This window comes from Agrococcus sp. Marseille-P2731 (assembly GCF_900117395.1).
Lineage (GTDB): Bacteria > Actinomycetota > Actinomycetes > Actinomycetales > Microbacteriaceae > Agrococcus.
On sequence record NZ_FPEG01000003.1, the window covers coordinates 1271369 to 1287461 of the forward strand.

Consider the following 16093-nt stretch of genomic DNA (forward strand, 5'->3'; position numbering starts at 1 on the left):
AGAGTCAGCGCCCGCCCCAGATGGGGTGGCTCGCGCGCGGCACGTCCTGCTCCGCGCGCAGCGCCTCGGTCTGCGCGCGGTCGGTCGCGACCATGAGTGCGAGCTCAGCCGCCTCGAGCTGCGAGGCCTCCAGCTCGGCCTCCCGGCACAGCTCGACCGCGACGGTGAAGTCGATGCACGCCTCGTGCCACTGGGCGAGCGCGAAGTGCACGGTGCCGCGCTGCTGCAGGGCGTGCGCCCAGAGCTCGACCCAGTCGTTCGACCGCGACTCGGCGATGATCGCGGTGCACTCGCGCAGCGCGTTGCGCAGGTCGCCGCGCGTCTGCACGACGGATGCGCGCAGCAGTCGCGCCTCCGCGACGCGGTCGCGCGAGCCGGATGCGCGAGCGAGCGTGACAGCCTCGCTCGCGGCGGTCAATGCCTCGTCGAGGCGGCCGATCGATTCGAGCAGCCACGCGCGCTCGGACACCGCTGCGAGCGAGCGCTCGCGGCCGAGCTGCCGCAGCCGCCTGGCAGCCGAGGCGACATCGACCGCGTTGCGCAGCGCGGTCTGGTCGTAGCCGATCGACTCGCTCATGGGCCCCATCGTCGCGCATCCGCGAGGAATCCGCGGGAGCACGCGCCGACGCCCCGCGGCATCGTCGCCGTCGGGCACCGGCAGAGCGCACGAGCAGGGCCCGGTCCGACCGAGGTCGGGACCGGGCCCAGCAGGGCTCGCCGCGTGCGAGGCTCAGCGCATCGCGCGCACGAGCGGCCTCAGGCGGCGGCGCGCACGTAGCGCAGCACGAGGTAGTGCGGGTGCTGGCGCAGCCAGCGCAGCACCTTGGCGGTGTTGCGCAGGATCCATGCGACGAGGCGGACCGCGTCGGACCAGCTGACGTTGCGGCGGACGTAGGCGATGAAGTTGGCGAGCATGTCGACTCCTGTGTCGATCGGTGCCGTGAGGCGGGGTGCCTTCCGGTCTGCTCCCAGCCTCGCCGGATCCCGCCAGCAGCGGCACCGCCTCCGGGATGCACCTCGTTGCGCCTTTCGGCGCAGGTCGTCTGCGCCCTCCGATGCACCTCACCCGGACGTGAGATGGCGAGAGCGCCTCCCGCTCGGCGGGAGGCGCTCTCGACGCGAGGCTCAGGCGCGGTGCTGCGCCAGGGTGCGCGCGGCCACCAGCGGCGCATGAGCGACGCTCACGGCGCGGATGCGCTCCACGGCCGCCGCGTCCGCGTGCAGTGCGCGCAGCGTGACTGCCTTGCCCGCGTAGATCGCTGCGCTCGGCAGCAGTCGCCGTCCGCGCGGGCTCACCCACCGAGGCAGGCGCCGCGCGGTGACTCGACGCACCGCCGCGAGATCCACGCAGCGCAGGCTCTCGGTGAGGTACGTGCGCCGCAGCAGCAGCAGCTCGCTGTGCGGGTCGGTCGCGAGGCGCGCCAGCAGCACCCGGCAGACCGCCGAGAAGGTCGCGAGCGCCACGAGCGCCGCAGCACCCGCGAGCAGGATCGGCCAGGAGAGCCCCCAGGTCAGCGCCGCATAGGTGCTGCCCACGATCGCGATGGCGAAGATGGTCGTCACGAGCGTGGTCAGCAGCGGGGGTCGCCGCGCGAGCAGCGTGCCCCCTGCCGGGACCCGGCCCGGGAACGACTCCCGGGCGATGCGCTCGACGACGCGGACGGGCAACGAGGGGAGCACGAGGTTCTTGCCGAGCTGCTCGTTCGCGTCCAGGGTCAGCAGCCAGAGGCGCGCGCGACCGCTGCACTGCTCGAGCAGGTTGCGCTGGACGACGACGCCCTGGATGGAGTCCTCGCGGAAGCTGCGCTCATGCGTGATCAACAGCCCGTGCCGGATGCGGAGCTCTGCACCATCACGCCGCACGGAGAAGCCGTGGTAGCGCAGCACGGTGCCGAGCGCGCCGAGCACGATGGCTGCGAGCCCCGCGAGGATCGCCGCGCTGACCGGCTCGAGCCCGCCGACCACGCCGCTGAGCCAGCCCTGCAGGCCGAACTGCTCTGCCGCCTCCCACGCTCCGAACGCCAGTGCTGGCACCGTGAGCACGGCGGCTCCGAACATGACGCTCATGACCGCGAGGTCCCAGGTCGAGGCGCGGTAGAGCAGCCGCTCTGTCGGCGAGGGCAGCTCGGCGTCGCCGCTCGCGAGCGGTTCGGAGTCCCCGCTCGGGTGCTCGGCCAGGGCAGGCGCCACCGAATCGATCGCCACCGAGTCGATCGCCACCACGGCGGCGGTCGCGCCGCCGAGCCGCGCGCGCTCGAGCACCTGCGCGATCGTCGCCGCGCGGATGCCGCGGATCTCGATCTGTGCCGCATCCTGCCCCGATTGCGCGATCCTGAGGTTCGCGAGGCCGAACAGGCGCAGCTGCCACTCGGTGCTGCGATCGACCGCCTGCACCCTGCTCCAGCGCAGCGTCTTGACCTTCCGATCGAGCCAGCCGGACTCCTCGATCACCGCGTCGGCGGTCACCGTGTAGCGCGTGAACCAGTGCGAGGTGACCGGCTCGGCGATCATCGCGACGACCAGCAGGGCGATGATGACCGGCCCGATCCAGCGCCAATCGGGCGGCAGGAGCTGCACCAGGAGGGTCACCCCGAGCCCGCCGAGGGCGATGCCCACCGCGAGGGAGAGGTAGGCGGCGAGGATCGAGGCCCTCGCGCTGCGGAAGCCCTCCATCGCAGGAGTCGCCGGCGACTCAGGCATCGCCGGGCGCGTGCAGCGCACGCGTGACGAGGTCGCGGATGCGCTCGGCATCGGCGGGAGCGAGCGGACCGAGCTCCTGCTGGCCCGTGATGGTCGTGAACCGCACCGACATCAGGCCGAACGCTCGCTGGATGGGGCCCTGCTGGGTCTCGACCGCGATGATGTGCGGCGTCGGCATCGTCGTGGTGGTGCGGACGAAGCGGCCGGACGTGATGTAGACGAAGTCGTCGGTGACCGTGTACGTGTAGAAGCGCTGCTCCCAGCGGTTGCCGACGGTGAAGTCGAGCGCAGCGATCACGACGAGCAGCGGCAGCACGCCCGCGAGCACGATCATCGACGCGAGCTCGGTGCGGAAGATGGCCATGACGCCGAGCGCGATCGCTGCGAGCACGAGCGCGCCGATGGCGGTCATGACGTGCGACAAGCGCTGCGCCTGCGGCGGGCGGTGATGCTCGCCGGGTGCGCCGACGGGCGGGAGCGCTGAGGATCCGGCGAGCTGGTCGCGCGATGCGTCATCGGCGCCCTGCATGGTCACGGACAGTAGCACGGGGCCTCCAAGGGGTGCGTGCGAGAGGAACGGGTCGAATGCTGCGGCGAAGGCGCCGCACGGTCCCGCGCGAGGAGCGCGGGACCGTGCGAGCGGGGCGGTGCGCTCGGCTCAGCCGCCGATCTGGCGGAGGATGAACTCGATGGTCCTGGCGATGCTTGCGCCGTTCCGGGTGAAGTAGTTGTAGACCCGTGCCTTGTTGGCGTTGACGTAGGCGATGGCGCGGCGGACGAGCGCCGGCCCCTTCGTCCAGACGAGCTTGCCGAGCGCGGCGATGATCCGTGCGATGACTGCGAGCATGATGTACTCCCTTGTACGAGGTGGTGAGGTGATGCCGCTTGGTGCGACGACCTCAGCGTGCGGGAGTGCGGTGCCTCACCGGCACCGACGAAGGGCGTGACTGCTCTGCTCCGTTCGACGGAGCGAGACCTACGACTTGCGGCGGACCGCCTCGGTCAGACGCCGACCTTGACCAGCCCGAGCTGGGCGCCGCGGATCAGCACCTGCACGCGATCGCGGACCTGCCACTTCTCCATGATGCGGCTCAGATGGCTCTTCACCGTCGCCTCGGCGACGAAGAGGGCGCCCGCCATCTCGGCGTTCGACATGCCGTTGGCCAGCAGGCGCACGACATCGAGCTCGCGCGCGGTCAGCTCCTCGCCTGCCGCGAGTGCTCGAGCCTGTGCCGGCGCCTCAGCGTCGCGCACTGCCGCGATCAGGTTCTGCGTCACCTGTCGCGAGATCGCGCCGGCACCCTCGTGCACGGCCCGGATGGCCTCGAGGAGCTCGTCCGGCTCGACGTGCTTGAGGATGAAGCCCGACGCGCCTGCTCGGAGCGCCGGGAGGAGGTACTGCTCGGTCGAGAAGGTCGTGACGGCGATGACCTTCGTCGACGGATGCGCCTCGATCACCCGCCGGGTCGCCTCGATGCCGTCCAGGATCGGCATCTGCATGTCCATCAGCACGACGTCCGGCCGCAGTGCGCGCGCCTGCGTGACCGCAGCGGAGCCGTCGGCAGCGAGACCGACCAGCTCCATGTCGTCAGCGCCCTCGATGAAGATCGACAGCGCGCGCTGCATGAGCGGCTGATCATCTGCGACGAGGACGCGGATCATGGCGGAAGTCTAAGGGCGTCGCGCAGGACTCCTCCGAAAGTCGTACACAGGCATCGCCTCGAGGCCGAAGCGAGGCGCGCGGGCGGCCATCATGCTGATCGATGTCGCGGCCCTCGCGACGTCTCGCCCATGACGACGGAGTCCGCGATGTCCTTCCTCTCTGCACTGCTCACCCTCATCGAATCGGCGCAGCCCAAGTCGCCCGCATCCTTCCTGTGCACCGTCTTCCCGCTGATCTGCCGGCGCCGCTGAGCGAGGGCCGGGCGGGGGAGCGGCCACCGCTCCGCAGCGCCGTGACGACATCCGGCCCCTGGCATGCTGAGCCCATGCTCCCAGCGCTCGCACGCACGGTCAGCGCAGCGTTCGTCACCCTGCCGATCTCGCGTCGTGCTCGCATCGCCCTGACGGTCTGCGGCGCGCTGCTCCTGCTGATCGAGGGCGTCGCGCTGCTGCTCCGCCTGGAGGGCAGCTCCTGGGAGAGCCTGCTCTGGGTGGTGGCCTCGAGCGTCGTGGTCGTGGTCGCCGCGTGGTGGCCGACGGTCGGCGCGCTGCTGACGCTCGCCTTCGCCTTCGCCTCCTCCGCCTTGGACTCGCTCGGCACGTTCCAGTTCGGCATCGCTATCGTCGCGGCGATCATCGCCCGCACCTGCTCGGCGTCGTTCATGGCCATGACGGGCTTCGTCTACATCGCCTGGGCGGCGCTCGCGCCCGGTGGCGGGCTGGCGAACCTCACCTCCGTGCTGCTGACGAGCTTCAGCGCGCTCGTGGGCGCGGTGCTGCGCGCAGCGGCACGGCGCAGCCGCGAGCTCGAGGGCAGGCTCACGGCGCAGGAGTCGCTGCGACGGGCCGCGCTCGCGGCCGAGCGCTCGAGGATCGCCGTCGAGATGCACGACGTGGTCGCGCACGCGCTCACCGTGATCGCCATGCACTCGAGCGTGCTGGAGCGCTCAGAGGATCCGGAGCAGCGACGCAGCTCGCAGCGCGCGATCGGCGAGGTCTCACGGCGCGCCGTCGAGGACATGCGGACGATGCTCTCGGCGCTGCACGACGAGGGCGGCGCCGCCGACGGCTCCGCGAGCGGTGCGCTCGTCGCCGAGCCGGAGCAGCTGCTGGAGGCGCTCGCCTCGAGCCTGCGCACGGCAGGGATCCCCACAGAGCTGCGCGCACCCATCGCGCTCGAGCTGCCTTCGCCGCTCATGCTCGCCGTGGTGCGCATCGCGCAGGAGGCGACGACCAACATCCTCAAGCACGCGCCGGGATCGGTCTCGGCGACCATCACGATCACGGTGCTCGCCGAGGCGGTGGTCGTGGAGGTCGAGAACACGCTGCCCGTGCTCACCGGGCCGAGCGCGCCCCCATCCGGCTTCGGCCTGCTCGGCCTGCACGAGCGCACGAAGCTGTTCGGAGGCGCGCTGCGCACCGGGTGGCAGGGCGACACGTGGCGCGTCCGGGCAGAGCTGCCGCTCGACCCCGAGTCGAACGGGTCGGCGACGTCGATCTCGGGCTGAGCCAGGACGGAGGCACGGATCGCCGGTGCAGACCGGCGCGCTAGCCGAAGACGCCGCGGCCCGGCGCCGGGCTGGGCGTGGCGTCTGCGTCGCGCGCGGCCTGCGCCCCGCCGAGGAACCGACGGAGTTCGGCGCCCGAGACGACCTTGCCCGGCAGCGGATCGCGCCGCAGGCTGCGGCCGATCCCGTCGAGGTCGCGCTCTCCACCGGCAGGCGTCGGGGACGCCTAGCGTGTGCGTGCCGAGCTGCCCATGCGGCCAGACTCAACCGCCGCGATGGAATCCACCCGGGACTGCGCGCGTGGCTCTACAACGCCGCCGCAGACTTGACCACCGCCGTTCGTCGCAGACGCGGTCGATCCGTTTGGCCGATGCTCTCGCCCGCGGTGACGACCAATCTGGCTATGGGACCTCGCAACGGTGCGAGGTTGTGAACAGAAGGCGACAACCATGCAGAACTTAGGCTCAAGACTGACTCTCGCGACAGTAGCTTCCGCTGGAACCATCGCATTGGCGCTCGGAGGGATTTCGCCAGCCTTCGCGGTTGAAGATGAGGTCGATATCGTACGAATCGTCGCGGAGGTGGCTCCTGATCAGGGTGGGGTGGTCGCGGTACAAGCACAAGGCGACCGGCTGACCGCCGACGTGAACGGCGCGGTCGTGTCGATCCCCGATGACGGAACGGGAATCATCGACGTCGTGACCGAGGATTCGAACAGATTCTCAATCCCGCTTCCGAACGAGACCAGCATCACCTCCGCAGAGGTGATGGACGATGGCACTGTCGTCTACCCATCGGCGCACGGCGGCGGAGTGACGGTGCTCGTGCAGACCCTGGAGACTGATTCAGTGCGCGTGCAGACGGTGGTCGAAGCGCCAACTGCGCCTGCGGAGTTCAGCTACGAGTTCGAGGGCGAGCTCGTGCCCGCGATCGACCAAGACGGCACGGTGGCCATCATCGACACAAGCGACTCCGAGCGTGCGCGAATCCTCGTCGTGGACGATCCCTGGGCTTTCGACGCCGAAGGTCATCAGGTAGATACCCACTACGAAGTGCACGGTCAGACGCTTGTCCAGGTGATCGAACCGGATGGGGATGCGGTCTACCCGATCGTGGCCGACCCTCGTTGGGAGTGGCGAGACTGGGGCTACGGTGCAACGTTCTCTCGTGGGGAAACGCGCAACATCGCAGACGCCGCTGGAGTCAGCTCGACATGCGGCGTCGTGGGCTACTACGCAGGAGGAGCTGGGATCGCCTGTGCTGCGATCGCAGGCTACGTGTTCGCCCAGGCGAACATCGCCAAGAGCAACCGGCAGTGCATCATCATTCAGGTCGTTCCTTCGCCGTCTGTCTGGCGGGTCGGCACCGCTCACGGCTGCTACGGCTAGCTTGCGCGGCGCATGGGGCGAAGATCGGTCCCATGCGCCTCCGGCTAACAGCCGGCCGCGGATCTGGCCTCGCTTCGCGGCGTGAGAAAAGCGGCACTGCTTGTCGCCATGCTGGCGACTGCGGCCGCCTGCCCGATCATCTCGCCCGACAACAGCTGGCACTTTTTCATGTTCGGCCTTTCGGCGGCGTGCAGCGCCTTCTGGTGCTGTGGCGGGAAGGTCCTGGCTTAGCCGAAGACGCCGCGGCCCGGCGCCGGGCTGGGCGTGGCGTCTGCGTCGCGAGCGGCCTGCGCCCCGCCGAGGAACCGACGGAGTTCGGCGCCCGAGACGACCTTGCCCGGCAGCGGATCGCGCCGCAGGCTGCGGCCGATCCCGTCGAGGTCGGGCAGCGCGGCGCCCGCGATCGCCACGACGTTCCCGAACCGGCGACCCTTGAGCATGCCGGGATCGGCGAGCGCCGCGACCTCGCCGTGCACCTCGTGCAGCGCAGCGAGCTGGCGCTTCGCGAACGACAGCGTGCGATCGTCCGCGATGTTGACGATCACGACGCCCGCCGGGGCGAGCAGCTCGCGCACGAGCGCGTGGAACTCCACCGTCGTCACGTGCGCCGGTGTCTGCGAGCCCGAGAACACATCCACCACCACCAGGTCGACGGCGCCGCGCAGCCCGGCGGGGAGCCGCGAGAGCTGCTCCCGGGCGTCGCCGTAGCGCACGCGCACGCTGGCGCCGCGGGGGAGCGGAGCGACCTCGCGCACGAGCTCCACCAGCAGCGGCTCGAGCTCGATGACCTGCTGCCGCGAGCCTCGCCGCGTCGCGTCCACGTAGCGGGGGATGGTGAGCGCGCCCGCGCCCAGGTGCACCGCGGCGATCGGCCCGGGCGGCAGCGCATCGATGACGTGGCCCATCTGCTGCACGTACTCGTAGACCAGCAGCTCCGGGCGATCGGGGTCGACGTGCGACTGCGGCGTGCCGTCGACGACGAGCTGCCAGCCGCCAGCGCCCGAGAAGCGCATCTCGGCGTGCAGGCCGCTCGCGAGTCGTCGACTGGGGGTGCTCACACCCTCATTGTCTCGCCCGCAGGCGTGGGCTACCACCGAGCCGGTGGAGCCCGCCACCCGACACGCCGAATGGACTGGACATCAGCGAGCACGCGGCGTAATGTAGGACCTTGCGCTCATAGACATCCCCTCTGCCTTCATATTGCGGTCGGCGCGCGCCCTCACAGGGCGCTTCAGGGTGTTGACGAGTCTCTCACCGACGACACGATCCCGGGAAGACCCGCAACCCTTCCCGGCCCGGAGGTATCTGCCTTGGCTGAACTGAGCCCCAAGACTGGTCGAAACGCGCGCCGCCTGAGCTTCGCGCGCATCGCGGACACGCTGACGGTCCCCGACCTGCTCGCACTCCAGACCGAGAGCTTCGAATGGCTCATCGGCGACGACGCATGGAAGGTCCGCGCCGAGGAGGCGAAGACCTCCGGTCGTGACGACATCCACCTCGACTCCGGCCTCGAGGAGATCTTCGAGGAGATCTCGCCGATCGAGGACCTGAGCGAGAAGATGCAGCTCTCGTTCTCGGAGCCGGTGCTCGACGTGCCGAAGTACACGATCGCCGAGTGCAAGGAGCGCGGCAAGACGTACGCCGCGCCGCTCTACGTCTCCGCCGAGTTCATGAACCACGAGACCGGCGAGATCAAGTCGCAGACGGTCTTCATGGGCGACTTCCCGCTGATGACGGAGAAGGGCACGTTCATCGTGAACGGCACCGAGCGCGTCGTCGTCTCGCAGCTCGTCCGCAGCCCCGGCGTCTACTTCGAGCGCACCCCCGAGAAGAACTCCGACAAGGACGTCTACTCGGCACGCGTCATCCCGAGCCGCGGTGCGTGGCTCGAGTTCGAGGTCGACAAGCGCGACGCCGTTGGCGTGCGCATCGACCGCAAGCGCAAGCAGTCGGTCACGGTCTTCCTGAAGGCCCTCGGCCTCACGAGCGAGGACATCGCCCGCGAGTTCGCCGGCTACGAGTCGATCATGGCGACCCTCGAGAAGGACGCGCCCATGTCGAAGGAGGACGCCCTCCGCGACATCTACCGCAAGCTGCGTCCGGGCGAGCAGGTCGCCGCCGAAGCCGCCCGCGCGCTGCTCGACAACTTCTACTTCAACCCGAAGCGCTACGACCTCGCCAAGGTCGGTCGCTACAAGATCAACCGCAAGCTCGGCATCGACGCAGCCATGAGCGACTCGGTGCTGTCGGTCGACGACATCGTCGCGACCATCAAGTACCTGGTCGCGCTGCACGCCGAGGAGCAGACGATCGAGGGTGTCCGCAAGGGCGAGCCCGTCGACATCCGCCTCGACGTGGACGACATCGACCACTTCGGCAACCGCCGCATCCGCGCCGTCGGCGAGCTCATCCAGAACCAGGTCCGCACGGGTCTGGCTCGCATGGAGCGCGTCGTTCGCGAGCGCATGTCGACGCAGGACATCGAGGCGATCACGCCGCAGACCCTGATCAACGTGCGCCCCGTGAGCGCAGCGATCAAGGAGTTCTTCGGCACCTCGCAGCTGTCGCAGTTCATGGATCAGAACAACCCGCTCGCGGGCCTGACCCACAAGCGCACGCTCTCCGCGCTCGGCCCCGGTGGCCTCTCGCGCGAGCGCGCGGGTGTCGAGGTGCGCGACGTGCACCCCTCGCACTACGGCCGCATGTGCCCGATCGAGACCCCTGAGGGCCCCAACATCGGCCTCATCGGTCGTCTCGCGACGTTCGGCCGCATCAACTCCTTCGGCTTCATCGAGACGCCGTACCGCCGCGTCGAGAACGGCGTCGTCAGCAAGCAGATCGACTACCTCACCGCGTCGGAGGAGGACGAGTTCATCGTCGCTCACGCCAACAACGTGATCGACTCGCAGGACCGCTTCGTCGAGGAGCGCGTCGTCGCGAGGAAGAAGGGCGAGGAGGTCGAGCTCGTCGACCCCAAGTCGGTCAACTACATGGATGTCTCGCCGCGCCAGATGGCGTCGGTCGCGACCAGCCTCATCCCGTTCCTCGAGCACGACGACGCGAACCGCGCCCTCATGGGTGCGAACATGCAGCGCCAGGCCGTGCCGCTGGTGCGCTCCGAGTCGCCCCTGGTCGGCACCGGCATGGAGGGCTTCGCGGCCATCGACTCCGGCGACGTCATCACGGCGACCCGCGCGGGCGTCGTGGCGGAGGTCTCGGCCGACCTGGTCACCGTCCAGCTCGACGAGGGCGGCACGCAGCAGTACTTCCTGCGCAAGTTCGACCGCTCGAACCAGGGCACGTCGTACAACCACCGCGTCATCGTGGCCGCCGGCGACCGCGTCGAGGTCGGCGAGGTCATCGCCGATGGCCCGGCGACGGAGAACGGCGAGCTCGCGCTCGGCAAGAACCTGCTCGTGGCGTTCATGCCGTGGGAGGGTCACAACTACGAGGACGCGATCATCCTCAGCCAGAACCTCGTGAAGGACGACGTGCTCTCGTCGATCCACATCGAGGAGTACGAGGTCGACGCCCGCGACACGAAGCTGGGCAAGGAGGAGATCACGCGTGACCTCCCCAACGTCGGCCCCGACCTGCTGGCGGACCTCGACGAGCGCGGCATCATCCGCATCGGTGCAGAGGTCGTGCCCGGCGACATCCTCGTCGGCAAGGTCACGCCGAAGGGCGAGACCGAGCTGAGCGCCGAGGAGCGCCTGCTGCGCGCGATCTTCAACGAGAAGAGCCGCGAGGTGCGCGACACCTCCCTCAAGGTGCCCCACGGCGAGCAGGGCACCGTCATCGCGGTCAAGCAGTTCCGCGCTGAGGACGGCGACGACGAGCTGGGCTCGGGCGTGCACGAGAAGGTCGTCGTGTACATCGCGCAGAAGCGCAAGATCACGGAGGGCGACAAGCTCGCCGGTCGTCACGGCAACAAGGGCGTGATCGCCAAGATCCTGCCCGAGGAGGACATGCCGTTCCTCCAGGACGGCACCCCCGTCGACATCGTGCTGAACCCGCTCGGCATCCCGAAGCGCATGAACTTCGGCCAGGTGCTCGAGACGCACCTCGGCTGGATCGCCGCGACGGGCTGGAAGGTCGACGGCAAGCCGGAGTGGTCGAAGGGTCTCGACCCCGCCACGCTCGAGGCGCCTGCGGGCACCAAGGTCGCGACGCCGGTCTTCGACGGCGCGACGGAGGAGTCGATCATCGGCCTGCTCGATGCGACGCTCCCCACCCGTGACGGCGTGCGCCTGATCGACGGCAGCGGCAAGGCGAGCCTGTTCGACGGCCGCTCCGGTGAGCCGTACCCGTTCCCGATCTCGGTCGGCTACATGTACATCCTCAAGCTGCACCACCTGGTCGACGACAAGATCCACGCGCGCTCGACGGGCCCCTACTCGATGATCACGCAGCAGCCCCTGGGCGGTAAGGCCCAGTTCGGCGGCCAGCGGTTCGGCGAGATGGAGGTCTGGGCGCTCGAGGCCTATGGCGCCGCGTACACCCTGCAGGAGCTCCTCACCATCAAGTCGGACGACATCGTCGGCCGCGTGAAGGTGTACGAGGCCATCGTCAAGGGCGAGAACATCCAGGAGCCCGGCATCCCTGAGTCCTTCAAGGTGCTCATGAAGGAGATGCAGTCGCTCTGCCTGAACGTCGAGGTGCTCAACGCAGCCGGCGACGTCGTCACGCTCCGCGATGACGAGGACGAGGCACTCCGCACCGCCGAGGAGCTCGGCATCAACATCTCACGCCCCGAGCTGTCGTCGATCGACGACATCTGATCCGGCAGCCGTAGAGAATCTGACAAGAGGGAATTGCATTGATCGACGCAACAACGTTCGATGAGCTGCGGATCGGGCTGGCAACGGCTGACGACATCCGAGGCTGGTCCCACGGCGAAGTGAAGAAGCCGGAGACCATCAACTACCGCACGCTCAAGCCGGAGAAGGACGGCCTGTTCGGCGAGCAGATCTTCGGCCCGTCGCGCGACTGGGAGTGCGCCTGCGGCAAGTACAAGCGCGTGCGCTTCAAGGGCATCGTCTGCGAGCGCTGCGGTGTCGAGGTCACGAAGTCGTCGGTGCGCCGCGAGCGCATGGGCCACATCGAGCTCGCCGCACCCGTCACGCACATCTGGTACTTCAAGGGTGTGCCCAGCCGCCTCGGCTACCTGCTGGACATGGCGCCGAAGGACCTCGAGAAGGTCATCTACTTCGCCGCGTACATGATCATCAGCGTCGACGCGGATGCTCGTCACGAGCGCCTGCCGCAGCTCGAGCAGGAGCTGCGCCTCAAGGTCGGCGAGATCGAGAAGCGCCGCGACGCTGACATCGCAGCACGCCTCGCGCAGCTGGAGACGGACGTCGCCCAGCTCGAGGAGGAGGGCGCCAAGGCCGACCAGAAGCGCAAGGTCAAGGACGCGGGCGAGCGCGAGATGGCGCAGCTGCGCAAGTTCGCCGACGAGGAGATCGCGCAGATGGAGCGCGTCTTCGACGACTTCCGCACGCTGAAGGTCGGCGAGCTGAAGGCTGAGGACGCGACCTACCACGACCTCGTCGACCTGTACGGCGAGTTCTTCGAGGGCCACATGGGCGCCGAGGCGATCAAGCTGCGCCTGCTCAACTTCGACCTCGTGGCCGAGGGCGAGGATCTGCACAAGCAGATCGCCGAGGGCAAGGGCCAGCGCAAGATCCGCGCGATCAAGCGCCTCAAGGTCGTCAACTCGTTCCTGCAGACGGGCAACAGCCCGGCTGCGATGGTGCTCGACGTCGTGCCGGTGATCCCGCCGGAGCTGCGCCCGATGGTGCAGCTCGACGGTGGCCGCTTCGCGACCAGCGACCTGAACGACCTCTACCGCCGCGTCATCAACCGCAACAACCGCCTCCGTCGTCTGCTCGATCTCGGTGCCCCCGAGATCATCGTGAACAACGAGAAGCGCATGCTGCAGGAGGCGGTCGACGCCCTGTTCGACAACGGCCGTCGTGGCCGCCCCGTCACGGGCACCGGCAACCGCGCGCTCAAGTCGCTCTCCGACATGCTGAAGGGCAAGCAGGGCCGGTTCCGCCAGAACCTGCTCGGCAAGCGCGTCGACTACTCGGGCCGCTCGGTCATCGTGGTCGGCCCGCAGCTGCAGCTGCACCAGTGCGGCCTGCCCAAGCAGATGGCGCTCGAGCTGTTCAAGCCGTTCGTCATCAAGCGCCTGATCGACCTGGGCCACTCGCAGAACATCAAGCACGCGAAGCGCATGGTCGAGCGGTCGAAGCCGCAGGTGTGGGACGTGCTCGAGGAGATCATCCGCGAGCGCCCCGTGCTGCTGAACCGCGCACCGACGCTGCACCGCCTCGGCATCCAGGCCTTCGAGCCGCTGCTCGTCGAGGGCAAGGCCATCCAGCTGCACCCGCTCGTCTGCGCGGCGTTCAACGCCGACTTCGACGGTGACCAGATGGCTGTCCACCTGCCGCTCTCGGTCGAGGCGCAGGCCGAGGCCCGCGTGCTGATGCTCGCGTCGAGCAACATCCTGAAGCCCTCGGACGGCCGCCCGGTGACGCTCCCGTCGCACGAGATGGTCTCCGGCCTCCACCACCTGACCACGGTGAAGGAGGATGGCGTCGGCACCGGCCGTGCGTTCTCCTCGATCGCCGAGGCCATCATGGCGATGGACCAGGGCTCGCTCAACCTCGGCTCGGTGGTGCGACTGCGCCTCGACGGCCTGGCGTTCCGCGACCAGGACCGCCCTGAGGGCTTCGTCGACGGCGAGACCTTCCTGCACGAGACGACCCTCGGCCGCGCGCTCTTCAACGAGCTGCTGCCGGCGGACTTCCCGTTCGTGAGCGAGGCTGCCACCAAGCCCGTCATCTCGCTGATCGTCAACGCGCTCGCCGAGCGCTACCCCAAGACGGTCGTCGCGGCGACGCTCGACAAGATCAAGGACGCCGGCTTCTACTGGGCCACGCGCTCCGGCATCTCGGTCGCGCTCTCCGACGTCATCACCCCGGCGCGCAAGGGCGAGATCGTCGCCGGCGCCGAGGAGTCGGCGCGGAAGACGCAGGACAAGTTCGAGAAGGGCCTCATCACCGACTCGGAGCGTCGCAGCGACCTCACCGAGCTGTGGACGAGGGCCACGAACGAGGTGCAGAAGGCCACGCAGGAGGCGTTCGACAAGGACAACTCGATCTACCGCATGGTCACCGCAGGTGCCAACGGAAACTGGATCCAGGTCCGAAACATCACCGGCATGCGCGGCCTCGTGACGAACCCGAAGGGTGAGGTCATCCCTCGCCCGATCATCTCGTCGTACCGCGAGGGCCTGACCGTGGCGGAGTACTTCATCGCCACGCACGGTGCGCGCAAGGGCTCGGCCGACACCGCGCTCCGCACGGCCGACTCGGGCTACCTCACGCGTCGGCTCGTCGACGTGTCGCAGGACGTCATCATCCGTGAGGACGACTGCGGCACCGAGCGTGGCCTCGAGGTGCCGATCGCCGAGATCATCGACGGTCAGCTCACGCTCCACGACAACGTCGAGTCGGCGGTCTACGCCCGCAACCTCGCGACGGAGGTCGTGGCTGCGGACGGCACGGTGCTCGCGACGGCCGCTCAGGACATCGGCGACCGCGAGATCCGCGCGTTCGTCGCTGCCGGTGTCGAGACGGTCAAGGTGCGCTCCGTGCTCACCTGCGAGTCGGCGGTCGGCGTCTGCGCCCACTGCTACGGACGCTCGCTGGCCACCGGCAAGCTCGTCGACATCGGCGAGGCGGTCGGCATCATCGCCGCCCAGTCGATCGGTGAGCCCGGCACGCAGCTGACGATGCGCACGTTCCACACGGGTGGATCGGTCGGCGCGAGCGACATCACGCAGGGTCTGCCCCGCGTGACGGAGCTCTTCGAGGCTCGCACCCCGAAGAACGCCTCGCCCATCGCCGAGGCTGCCGGTCGGGTGCGCATCGAGGAGGACGAGAAGTCGAAGCGCGTCGTCATCGTGCCCGACAACGGTGACGAGGAGATCGTCTACCAGGTGCTCCGCCGCGCGACCCTCGAGGTCGCCGACGGCGACCACGTCGACCAGGGTCAGCAGATCCAGATCGGTGCGGTCGACCCGAAGGAGGTGCTGCGCGTGCGCGGCGTCCGCGAGGTGCAGAAGCACCTGGTGTCGGGCGTGCAGGATGTGTACCGCTCGCAGGGCGTGCCGATCCACGACAAGCACATCGAGGTCATCGTCCGCCAGATGCTCCGCAAGGTCACGGTCGTCGACCACGGTGAGACGGACCTGCTGCCCGGTGAGCTCGTCGACCGCTCGCGGTACAACGACCTCAACCGCGCTGCGCTGACCGACGGTCGGAAGACCGCGTCGGCCCGCCAGGAGGTCATGGGCATCACGAAGGCGTCGCTCGCGACGGAGTCGTGGCTCTCGGCCGCCTCCTTCCAGGAGACGACGAAGGTGCTCACCGAGGCAGCGCTCTCCGGCAAGCGCGACCCGCTGCTGGGCCTCAAGGAGAACGTCATCATCGGCAAGCTGATCCCCGCCGGCACCGGCCTGTCGCGCTACCGCGACGTGACGGTCGAGGCGACGGAGGAGGCGAAGGCGGAGCGCTACCCGAACCGCCTGTTCGCCGACGCCGGCGGCGTCGACGAGTCCGACCTCTCCTACCTGGACTTCGACGCCTTCACCGGCGGCGAGTTCAACGAGGAGCCGGGTCAGATCGTCTGAACGACCTGAGCGCATCGGGGGCCGCATCCATCTCGGATGCGGCCCCTGCTGCATGCGGTCGATTGCCGTGACGGCGGGGTGGCGCGGGCGCGGTGGCCGGCTGCGTGCCTAGAATCGCGACGACGCGGCAC

The 16093-nt window shown here is 69.2% G+C and carries 12 protein-coding genes; 5 read left to right on the top strand and 7 right to left on the bottom strand.

Annotated elements, in window-relative coordinates; all coding sequences use genetic code 11:
• Positions 1-4: 4 nt before the first annotated feature.
• The 6 genes from BQ6202_RS14305 to BQ6202_RS14325 all read right to left on the bottom strand — a co-directional run bounded on the left by BQ6202_RS14305 (position 5) and on the right by BQ6202_RS14325 (position 4362).
• On the bottom strand, positions 5-577 hold the full coding sequence (locus BQ6202_RS14305; RefSeq protein WP_072315022.1) for a hypothetical protein: 573 nt from the start codon (positions 575-577) through the stop codon (positions 5-7).
• Between the two features lie 179 nt (positions 578-756).
• Complete coding sequence (locus BQ6202_RS14945; RefSeq protein ID WP_159433652.1) at positions 757-915, bottom strand: hypothetical protein; 159 nt, start codon at positions 913-915, stop codon at positions 757-759.
• A 210-nt stretch (positions 916-1125) separates the two neighbouring features.
• The gene (locus BQ6202_RS14310; RefSeq protein ID WP_159433653.1) at positions 1126-2700 is read right to left on the bottom strand and encodes a PH domain-containing protein; all 1575 of its coding nucleotides are present in this window, start codon (positions 2698-2700) and stop codon (positions 1126-1128) included.
• Positions 2693-3247: a PH domain-containing protein gene (locus tag BQ6202_RS14315; protein WP_143143753.1), complete on the bottom strand. Its 555-nt coding sequence runs from the start codon at positions 3245-3247 to the stop codon at positions 2693-2695. The genes BQ6202_RS14310 and BQ6202_RS14315 overlap by 8 nt, the downstream gene beginning before the upstream one ends.
• Positions 3248-3358: 111 nt before the next feature.
• Positions 3359-3547, bottom strand: a complete 189-nt coding sequence (locus BQ6202_RS14320) for a hypothetical protein (protein WP_072315025.1) — start codon at positions 3545-3547, stop codon at positions 3359-3361.
• A 155-nt stretch (positions 3548-3702) separates the two neighbouring features.
• Positions 3703-4362 carry a response regulator gene (locus BQ6202_RS14325; RefSeq protein WP_072315026.1) on the bottom strand — a complete coding sequence of 220 codons (660 nt, stop codon included), beginning with the start codon at positions 4360-4362 and terminating at the stop codon, positions 3703-3705.
• A gap of 129 nt (positions 4363-4491) precedes the next feature.
• Between BQ6202_RS14325 and BQ6202_RS15220 the strand changes: the two genes are divergently transcribed.
• The 3 genes from BQ6202_RS15220 (at position 4492) to BQ6202_RS14335 (ending at position 7258) form a co-directional block, all read left to right on the top strand.
• On the top strand, positions 4492-4614 hold the full coding sequence (locus BQ6202_RS15220; RefSeq protein ID WP_268753765.1) for a hypothetical protein: 123 nt from the start codon (positions 4492-4494) through the stop codon (positions 4612-4614).
• A 74-nt stretch (positions 4615-4688) separates the two neighbouring features.
• On the top strand, positions 4689-5870 hold the full coding sequence (locus BQ6202_RS14330) for a sensor histidine kinase (RefSeq protein WP_072315027.1): 1182 nt from the start codon (positions 4689-4691) through the stop codon (positions 5868-5870).
• Between the two features lie 449 nt (positions 5871-6319).
• Positions 6320-7258: a hypothetical protein gene (locus tag BQ6202_RS14335; RefSeq protein WP_143143754.1), complete on the top strand. Its 939-nt coding sequence runs from the start codon at positions 6320-6322 to the stop codon at positions 7256-7258.
• A 227-nt stretch (positions 7259-7485) separates the two neighbouring features.
• On the opposite strand, the gene BQ6202_RS14340 is transcribed toward BQ6202_RS14335, so the two are convergent.
• A complete protein-coding gene (locus BQ6202_RS14340; protein ID WP_143143786.1) occupies positions 7486-8271 on the bottom strand; it encodes a spermidine synthase in 786 nt (261 codons plus the stop codon).
• A 297-nt stretch (positions 8272-8568) separates the two neighbouring features.
• On the opposite strand from BQ6202_RS14340, the gene rpoB reads away from it, so the two are divergent.
• Positions 8569-12039 carry a DNA-directed RNA polymerase subunit beta gene (gene rpoB, locus BQ6202_RS14345; RefSeq protein ID WP_072315029.1) on the top strand — a complete coding sequence of 1157 codons (3471 nt, stop codon included), beginning with the start codon at positions 8569-8571 and terminating at the stop codon, positions 12037-12039.
• A 38-nt stretch (positions 12040-12077) separates the two neighbouring features.
• The gene (gene rpoC / locus BQ6202_RS14350; RefSeq protein ID WP_072315030.1) at positions 12078-15962 is read left to right on the top strand and encodes a DNA-directed RNA polymerase subunit beta'; all 3885 of its coding nucleotides are present in this window, start codon (positions 12078-12080) and stop codon (positions 15960-15962) included.
• The last annotated feature ends 131 nt before the right edge of the window (positions 15963-16093 follow it).